5 protein-coding genes are annotated in these 8,592 nt (G+C 37.4%); 3 read left to right on the forward strand and 2 right to left on the reverse strand.

Going from position 1 to position 8,592, the window contains the following annotated elements; genetic code table 11:
* Window positions 1–179: 179 nt before the first annotated feature.
* Window positions 180–4,634, reverse strand: coding sequence for an RCC1 domain-containing protein (locus ACTS4L_RS04585; protein WP_440615587.1), 4,455 nt, complete (start codon window positions 4,632–4,634; stop codon window positions 180–182).
* Between the two features lie 246 nt (window positions 4,635–4,880).
* On the opposite strand from ACTS4L_RS04585, the gene ACTS4L_RS04590 reads away from it, so the two are divergent.
* A complete protein-coding gene (locus ACTS4L_RS04590) occupies window positions 4,881–6,131 on the forward strand; it encodes an HlyC/CorC family transporter (protein WP_440615588.1) in 1,251 nt (416 codons plus the stop codon).
* An 8-nt stretch (window positions 6,132–6,139) separates the two neighbouring features.
* On the opposite strand, the gene ACTS4L_RS04595 is transcribed toward ACTS4L_RS04590, so the two are convergent.
* Window positions 6,140–6,586: a PACE efflux transporter gene (locus ACTS4L_RS04595; RefSeq protein WP_440615589.1), complete on the reverse strand. Its 447-nt coding sequence runs from the start codon at window positions 6,584–6,586 to the stop codon at window positions 6,140–6,142.
* Between the two features lie 211 nt (window positions 6,587–6,797).
* On the opposite strand from ACTS4L_RS04595, the gene ACTS4L_RS04600 reads away from it, so the two are divergent.
* The gene (locus tag ACTS4L_RS04600; RefSeq protein ID WP_440615590.1) at window positions 6,798–7,598 is read left to right on the forward strand and encodes an efflux RND transporter periplasmic adaptor subunit; all 801 of its coding nucleotides are present in this window, start codon (window positions 6,798–6,800) and stop codon (window positions 7,596–7,598) included.
* A gap of 5 nt (window positions 7,599–7,603) precedes the next feature.
* Window positions 7,604–8,536: a hypothetical protein gene (locus ACTS4L_RS04605; RefSeq protein ID WP_440651751.1), complete on the forward strand. Its 933-nt coding sequence runs from the start codon at window positions 7,604–7,606 to the stop codon at window positions 8,534–8,536.
* The last annotated feature ends 56 nt before the right edge of the window (window positions 8,537–8,592 follow it).

The raw sequence follows: 8,592 nt of genomic DNA on the forward strand, positions 1-8,592 counted from the left end.
TTGAGTAAAATTAGATTTCCTAATAGTTTTATTTGAATTATTGATAAATGCTAATCTGAGAATACTTGTGACAGACCATTAATTAGTGCATGAGAGACAAAGTATCTATCAAGTGCCATATAAAGTTCAGCATAATAATATTCCTTACGAAAGCTTTTTAGTAAAATTTAAAAGTTGATTTAATTCGTGAGGTTTACTGTCGGCAATTTTCCAACGACAGGGGTGAGACTATTGTTAAGCGTACCATTACCAAGCTGACCGTTTGTATTTCGACCCCAACAATAGTTATAGCCCTTACTCAGAATACATGTATGTGAACTTCCCGCAGCCATTGAGCTAATAAGTCCCCCCTCTGGAATATCTCCTTGCACAATCGCAATGGGTTTATTTTCATAACTACCCACTTCAACCCCATTGCCAAGAAGACCATCACGATTTAATCCCCAGCAGTAAACTTTATGATCACTTGCAACAGCGCAGCTATGAGCATTGCCCAATGTCATTGATTCTATATATTCACCTTCAGGCATTGACCCACTTTCTAATTGTTTAGGTATTGACTCTCCTAAAGATGGCAGAACACCAGTGCCCAACTGCCCGTTATCATTATTACCCCAGCAATAGGCTTTATTCTGATCACTCAAACCACAGGTATGATAATGCCCAGTATATATATTTTTAAAGATTACACCTGCTAGATCTACTTTAACTGGCGTATTTGATGTATTTACTGACAATTGAGTTCCCAGTTGCCCATTGTAATTACTGCCCCAACAAAACACTTCTTTTGTATCTGTTAATAAACAAGCATGATTATTACCAAGCGAAATGGATTCAATCTCAGCACTTAACGGTATATTGCGTGCATCAACTTTGACCGGCACGTTGCTATTTGAGTCTGTACTTCCAGCACCTAACACACCATTTTGATTATCACCCCAACAATAGACATTCTTATCTGTTCCTATGGCACAAGAAAATGAAGCACCTGATTTAATGTCTGTCAGTTTCACACCCACCGGAATATCTCCTTGCGCAAGGGCACGAGGCACATTACTTTCTTGGAAGCTGCCATTGCCAAGCTCTCCTTTATAATTAGCCCCCCAACAATACGCGTCTCCTAACTGGTTAAGTGCACAGGTATGATAAAATCCAGCAGCAATATTCTGCCACTTATTTCCTGCCGGTGCTTCTCCCAAAGTAACCGGTTGTGGCTCTAAAGAATACTCATAATTCTCTCCGATACCCAATTGCCCATTGAAATTACGCCCCCAGCAATAAGCATTGTCTTTATCATCTAGCGCGCAGACGTGACTATTAAAACTAGAAATTAACGTATATTTTACTGAGGAAACACCTAAATCTAATTGCGACAGATTAAGCGGTAGCATCGTTTGCGCCTCAGGTGTTATCGTCAAGTGATAATTACCACTCTCCAGCGCTTGGTCAATTTGAACAGAAACTTTACATTCAGTACTTGGTGTAGTCTGTGAAAGCGTACAGATATTACCTTGAGGAAAGCTAATGAATGGATGATTTGCACTCACACTAAATGACTGATCATCATCTACAGCAACATGCCAGTTCTCAGGTGGTGTAATTACGATATCAACGATTTCTCCTGAACGGATGACACTACCAATGCTATGACCATTCTGTGCTAGCTGAACACTTGCCTTGCCATACTCAACAAGCGATACTTGTCCTACATCTAGCACATCAAGTGCCAGATTACTTTCGCCCATTTTAAGGCTTAATTGATAATTTGACTGTGTTAAAGCGCTATCATTGACATCTAACCCAATGTAACAATAAGCATCTGTCGCAACAGCAGCTCCATCCATACAACTTGGCATGTTGGTTGGCGTAGTGATGCTAAGACCTGTCACGCCTTGATCATGACTGAGCATATAATCTGCAGTATTAGTTGATGGAACCCATTGTATGCCTTGTTCATTATTAACTAATTTTAAGTTATATAGTTTATTACCGGATAATGGTATTGCAATTGCTCCACCTTCTGTTTGGTAAGCAATATCATACACATAATTCACTTTAAAATTCATTTGTAGTGTTGTTGTGCTTGTCACATCACCTTCAGCGGGTGTCATGATCAAATCAAAATGATCTCCTGCAGCAACATTGGCATCTGGTGCTGCCATGAATGCTACAGCACATTTCTCACCTGTGAGCAAAATGGGGAACTCACTGCAATTTGTTAAACCATTTACTGTACCTGACATCACGCGTGTAATACCACTAGGTAAGCTCTCTGTGAAGCTTATGTCATAACGGTAATTCGTTGGATTTTTGACCTCGATATACTGTTGATTAGGCTGACCAAACACCATCGTATAAGCGAGCGTTTGCTTATTCTTTTCATCATTAAAGCCTTCAGTATCAAAATAGGGAATGGTATCCACTTTAATCTTTGGAAAATAGTCATCTAATGCATTGCTGCTTGTAAAACGTATTACCTGACCACCCGTTTCATCTTGATGATCATTATGTGTAATCTCATCAAGATGCGCTCTTAACGCAGCACTTAGATCATTCGCTGATTTATCTGTTTTAAGCGGAATATTGACAATAGCCTCTTGATCTGGAGTAAGTGTTATCATCTGCAACTGGCTTAAATCAACTAAATCATATAGCCATTGCGGTAGCATTTGTATGTTTAAAGCAGATAATACTTTACCCGTTGTATTCTTAATAAAGATCTGTATGCCATTTTGATTGATATCAACATAATTCGTTTGTGACTGTAAAAGTTTAATATCAGACAATCCACTGACATCCTCGCCTGATTGAGTAGGATCAACAATATCAATATTCAGCTCAACAGTTGATTGTGTACCATCCTGCCAGAGCACGACTAATTGCGGCTTAAAACTCTCACCATCAATATCCTCTCCAGCAATATCGATTTTGAGTTGACAAGGGTTATCACTACTAACCACATCGCCTTGTTTACAGCTGTTTGGATAGCTCGTATCTTGTATGGCAGATGCTATGTCAACGAGCTCAAAACCCTTAAATGTTTTTGCTGATGGTGGTGCTATCGTAAAGTAGATTGATAAATCACGCCCTTTAACTACGGTTGAAGGCGTTAACGCATTATTACCACTCATCCCATTAGCGCTATAATCTGGTAACAAGAGGGCTGCACTTTGCACATTTGAATGATCCAAATGTAATTTAAGTTGTTTCCCTGTTTGATCAGTACTTGGCAGAACAGTGATATAGCATCCTGTATTTTTAGCTACGCTATTTACAGTTAAGCAATCGGGTGACTTAATTCCACTGTCTATTATAAACTCTGAAGTGATATCATTCATCGCTTCATCAATTATTTTATAGTCTTGTATATCATGCGATGGAATCCATTCAATTAAGCTATTATTTTGTAAATATATTTGATTCTCATGCTGTGCAGTTAACGTACTTTGAAGACCAATAGCAACGTTAGCATTCATATCTAACGAAAAGCTTATTGAACTTGGTTCTCGATTACTTTGCTCATTCACCTTAAAGCTTATGTCAAAAATTTGATCGGCAGCATAGGCATTTGAAATAGCTGGATCAACAATAATGGTGACAATACAGCTATTATTTTTTTGTAATGGCAAATGGCATTTTGAGTGATCTACTGTAATATATTCACTGCCTTTGATAATATCCGTTGTTAGCTTTGTCATACTATCTTGACTGACATTAAGTATTGAAATATCCATCGCCATCTTGCCGTCTATTTCACGGAAATTTTGAGCATTTGGTTTTTGAATAACTAAATCACTCAAATAAATCGTTGGTTGTAATGGATAGATCTGTGTGGAAAAACGCGCACTTGAGTACTTTAGGCGTACATCATCTTTATTCGCATTAAGATCATCTTGCCATGATTTTAGTGCCTTTTGTGCTTCTTTACTATCAACGACCTTAAAACTCATAATGGCTGATTGACCGCTTTTAATCTCTGTCACTGTTGAAACGTCAGTGATAAATGGCTTAAGCTCTTTAGGAAACTCAATGACTGGATGATTAATCGCATGTTGAGTGCTATTGCTTAAAGTGATTCTTGTGGTTTCACCCACGGCAATTGGTGTCATTGAACTAATCGTAAAACGATCTCTTTGAAAAACCGGATCAGTTGGTGATTTGAAAACAATCTGAATCGGCGCTTGAATACTACCAAGATTTGTACTATAGATAACCTTGCCTTGATATTGATCTTCTTGATTAACAGTGCTTACTTTCCACTGATCGACACAGCTCTCTGTCGGTAATAGCCGTTTTTTTGTTAAACATGCTTGATCAGAGCTTATTTCCTCAAAATCTATTGCATGGCTTGATTGGCTGATACTCACAAATTCTCTTGAATATATTTCTAACTGAGTCTTATTATCAGCAGCTTGCAGCAGCATTTGATTGATACCTTTTACTTCAAGAGACATCTCAAGTATTGCTTCTTTATCACTCATGTATGGATGAGATACATCTGTCATAAGCTTGGCATTGGCGGCTATTGTTGGTGTATCAGGTGTCACCGATGAACCGCCACCACCACCGCCACCGCAAGCAGTTAGTGAAGCGATAGATAATAGATACAATAATTTATGCTTTTTGCTAATCATATTTTTATTCCTCTGGATCGGGTTAAAATAATTTATTTAGTACGAAATATGATCCAAATAAACAATTACGTAAAATCAATTATTTAAATAGCAATATTATATTTTTCGATTTTTGGCTTAGTCTTAAGATATGCCCTTAACAATATTCCTGTTCACCTTGGCAACAAAAAACAATAAAAATAATGCGCCTCGGACAGCTGATTGCTATGATAGCTATGAGATAAATTTAACACCTACTAACTTATAATGGATCTTAGCTTTACACTTATTCTTTTGGCGATTTTAATTTTATGCTCTGCCTTTTTCTCAGGCTCAGAAACTGCAATGATGTCGTTAAATAAATACAAATTGCGTCACATGGCAAAACGTAAAAACAAAGCAGCTAAGCGCAGTTTAAATCTTATTAAGCGCCCTGATCGCTTATTAGGCATGATTCTTGTTGGGAATACCTTTGCTAATATCATTGCCTCAGCCATTTTAACTAGCTATGCCGAGCAACATTTTGGTCACATTGGTATGATTATCTCAACGGTTATATTAACCATTGTTATCTTGTTATTTGCCGAAATCATCCCTAAGACATTGGCAGCCCTCTTCCCTCAACAACTAGCGTTTCCTGCATCTTTTTTATTGCTCATTTTGTTGATTTTGTTTTATCCACTGGTGTGGCTATTAAATGGTTTTGCTAATCTTTTATTTCGCTTAGCTGGACTCAAAATAAAGCACAAAGAAACCGCTGAACCATTAAGCAGTGATGAGATTCATTCGGTAGTACACGACTCCAAAAGCAAACTAGGTCCCAGAAACAAAAATATGCTCTTAGGCGTATTAGAGCTTGATCAGATCAAAGTATCTGATGTGATGATCCCACACCACAAAGTTGAATATCTCAACTTAAGCCTTGATATTGAGAAAATCATTCATCAAATCATTCATGCTAAGCACTCTATTTTGATTGCCTGCTATGAAAACATTGAGAACATAGCTGGCATCATTCTTACACGTGAGGCATTAAAGTTTATTGCCACCGATGATACCCCTACCTATGAAGAAGTTTTGGCACTTCTCAAAGAACCTTATTATATTCCTGATCATATTTCTATTAAACTTCAGTTAATTAATTTCCAACAAAAAGGCATGCGTTTTGCCACTGTGGTGAATGAATATGGTGAGATTGAGGGCATTATTACCGTTGAAGATATTATTGAAGAAATCGTTGGCGAATTTGCCGATACATATAATCTTGAAACGCATATCAAAACCGGCAAAGACAACACTTATAGCACCACCGGAGATACTACTATCCGTGAGATTAATCGCCATTTACACTTACATTTACCAACCCAAGGCGCTAAAACCATCTCTGGATTTATTATAGATGAATTACGTGAAATCCCGATTGGCAATTGCTGCCTTAAAATCAATGGGTTTATTATTGAGGTGAAGAAAGTTGAAAACAATATGATTAAGCTTGTCAAAATTCATCAAATTAACTAGCGACATTTTTAGGCGATTGCTCTACGCGATAATTGCAGATATATACAATCAAATAACCAGTTATAGACAAAAGCATAGACCAAGAAAAATACGACAAAACCAATATCAACAATAAATGCTTGCCATAATGTCATATCAAGCCAATAAGCAACCAGTGGAATGGTGACGACGAGAAGCCCTAACTCAAATACTAATGCGTGTATTGTCCGTGTAATGACACTTCGCTTAAAACGGTCTTTGCCAAGCTTTGCCTCATAATGATCAAACGCCCAATTGTAGATAAAATTCCACAGCATTGCCATCAATGAAATAATTACACCTAACACACCCACTTCAACAATGCTCTTATTTAATACCAATGCTGCTACAGGAGCAAAAATAATAATCGCAAATGATTCAAAACCAATCATATGAATAATGCGTGTTGTCAAACTAAATCCATTACTCTGCTGCATAACAAACTCTCTTTGTTTTAATTACTGTTGAAATTGATCATTAGTTTAGTTAAATCTCTGTCATTTTAAAACACGCACTGAATACGTACTTTGCCATATTGTTATCGTCAAATTCGCACATAAGAAAAAGTTATTACCCATTGTTTAAGTCATGAGTTATTACTACGCTAAAAAGCAGATCAAATCATACCTCAGTTAACAGGGAGTTGCCATGTTCAAAGCCATCATTTGCTATAGCAGTTTGCTCATAACAAGCCTTATATATGCTGGTGAAACAGTTCCAACAATCAACACGCATGACAAATCAAATAGTACATATGCCTCTTTATTTCCCATACAAAAGGCTTCACTATCGAGTCCGATGACAGGTGTTATTCAGAAAATCAACTTTCACCCAGGAGATCAATTCAAACAAGGTGATGTACTTGTACAGTTTGATTGTGAAGAAGTTGATTTAAAAAGCAAACGTGCTCAAGCCGAGCTTGATGCAGCTCGAGCACAACTAGATAGTACAACTGAGCTTATGCGCTTAAACTCAGCAAGCAAAATTGAGCTTGCTAAAGCAAAAAGCCAGTTTGAAATTGCCAAGGCAGATCTTAACATCATGAAATTTCAACAAAAACAATGTCAGGTTTTAGCACCCTATCACGGCGAAGTTGTCCATCAATCAGCTCAAGAAAATGAAACCGTTAAAACTGATGATCCCTTAATTGATATCATCGATAATCGTGAGCTTGAGATTAAAATGTATATCCCATCAACCTGGCTGCAACATGTCAACGTGCATACGCCTTTTACCTTACATTTAGATGAACTCCCTAACAAATATTTTCAAGCCACAGTAACAAAGATCGTTGGTCAAATTGACCCAGCAAGCCAGTCCATATTAATCTATGGTAAGCTCATGCCTGTAGACGCAACTAACAAGCTCAAGCCACAAATGCTTTTCTCTGGCATGAGTGGTATTGCCTATTTTACGACAAACACACAAGCAATGATGAGTAAGGAGTAGGCAACATGAAAGATACTTTAGCTAACTTACTTTCCTTGCAACAAGAGTTAAGAGAAATTAACAAGCTCAATGAACTTGCATTTTTCATCGCCCACCAAAGTAAGGTTGTGATTGATTATCAACGCGCATTGGTATGGAGCTCTTGGCAAAATAAACATATTCAAATCAAGAGTGTGTCTGGCATTACTCGTTTGAACAAAACAAGCCCTTATCAAATATCAGCCATTCAGTTTATTGACAAACTCATTACTTATTATGCACAAAATTCTGATATACAAACTATTGATAGTGAGACGTCAGTTGAAGCAGTAAATAAAATATGGTTAGAACCCTTGTCCAAATATGCAACCTTTTATTTTTTTCGTAATAGTCACAAAGAAATTATTGGCGGTGTGCTGCTATTAAACAATGCATTACCTGAGGAAAATGAGTTTAAACAATTTGATTGGATCGCACACTCATACAAACAAGCATGGCTTCATTTAAGCAAACCTCGCACTATCTTAGGTCGTTTTGCTTATTACTTTAAAAGTCGTAAGCGTCGTATTATTTGGATGATAGTGATAGCTGCATTTCTGGCAATGTTTATACGCGTACCCCAAAGTGTATTAGCACCCGCTACCATTATTGCCAAGGATCCTACGATTATTACTGTACCGATGGAAGGCGTGATTGAAACCGTTTTTGTAAAGCCTGAGCAACATGTTACGCAAGGTGAGGTTTTATTTGATATGGATAAACGAGATCTTATTAATGCCAATGAATTGGCACGAAAAGAGCTTGCCACAGCTACAGCTAAATATAAAACAGCAGTTCAAAGCAGTTATCAGGACATTGAAAAGCGCGCTGAAATTCAAGTTTTGCAAGCGCTCATGCAAGAAAAGAAACTTGAGGTTGACTACACTGCACATCTGATAACTGAAGTTACGCACTTTTAAATTTCTCACATTCATGTTTCATTTTTAAATACATTTGATAACTTGCTTGATTCGCC

The organism is Cysteiniphilum sp. 19S12-1, assembly GCF_052030685.1.
In the GTDB taxonomy this organism is placed as follows: Bacteria; Pseudomonadota; Gammaproteobacteria; order Francisellales; family Francisellaceae; genus Caedibacter.

Bases quoted from the DNA above. Each gene is read 5' to 3' on its own strand.
- ACTS4L_RS04590 (WP_440615588.1), top strand. From the start codon at position 4,881: ATGGATCTTAGCTTTACACTTATTCTTTTGGCGATTTTAATTTTATGC.
- ACTS4L_RS04585 (WP_440615587.1), bottom strand. From the start codon at position 4,634: ATGATTAGCAAAAAGCATAAATTATTGTATCTATTATCTATCGCTTCA.
- ACTS4L_RS04600 (WP_440615590.1), top strand. From the start codon at position 6,798: ATGTTCAAAGCCATCATTTGCTATAGCAGTTTGCTCATAACAAGCCTT.
- ACTS4L_RS04595 (WP_440615589.1), bottom strand. From the start codon at position 6,586: ATGCAGCAGAGTAATGGATTTAGTTTGACAACACGCATTATTCATATG.
- ACTS4L_RS04605 (WP_440651751.1), top strand. From the start codon at position 7,604: ATGAAAGATACTTTAGCTAACTTACTTTCCTTGCAACAAGAGTTAAGA.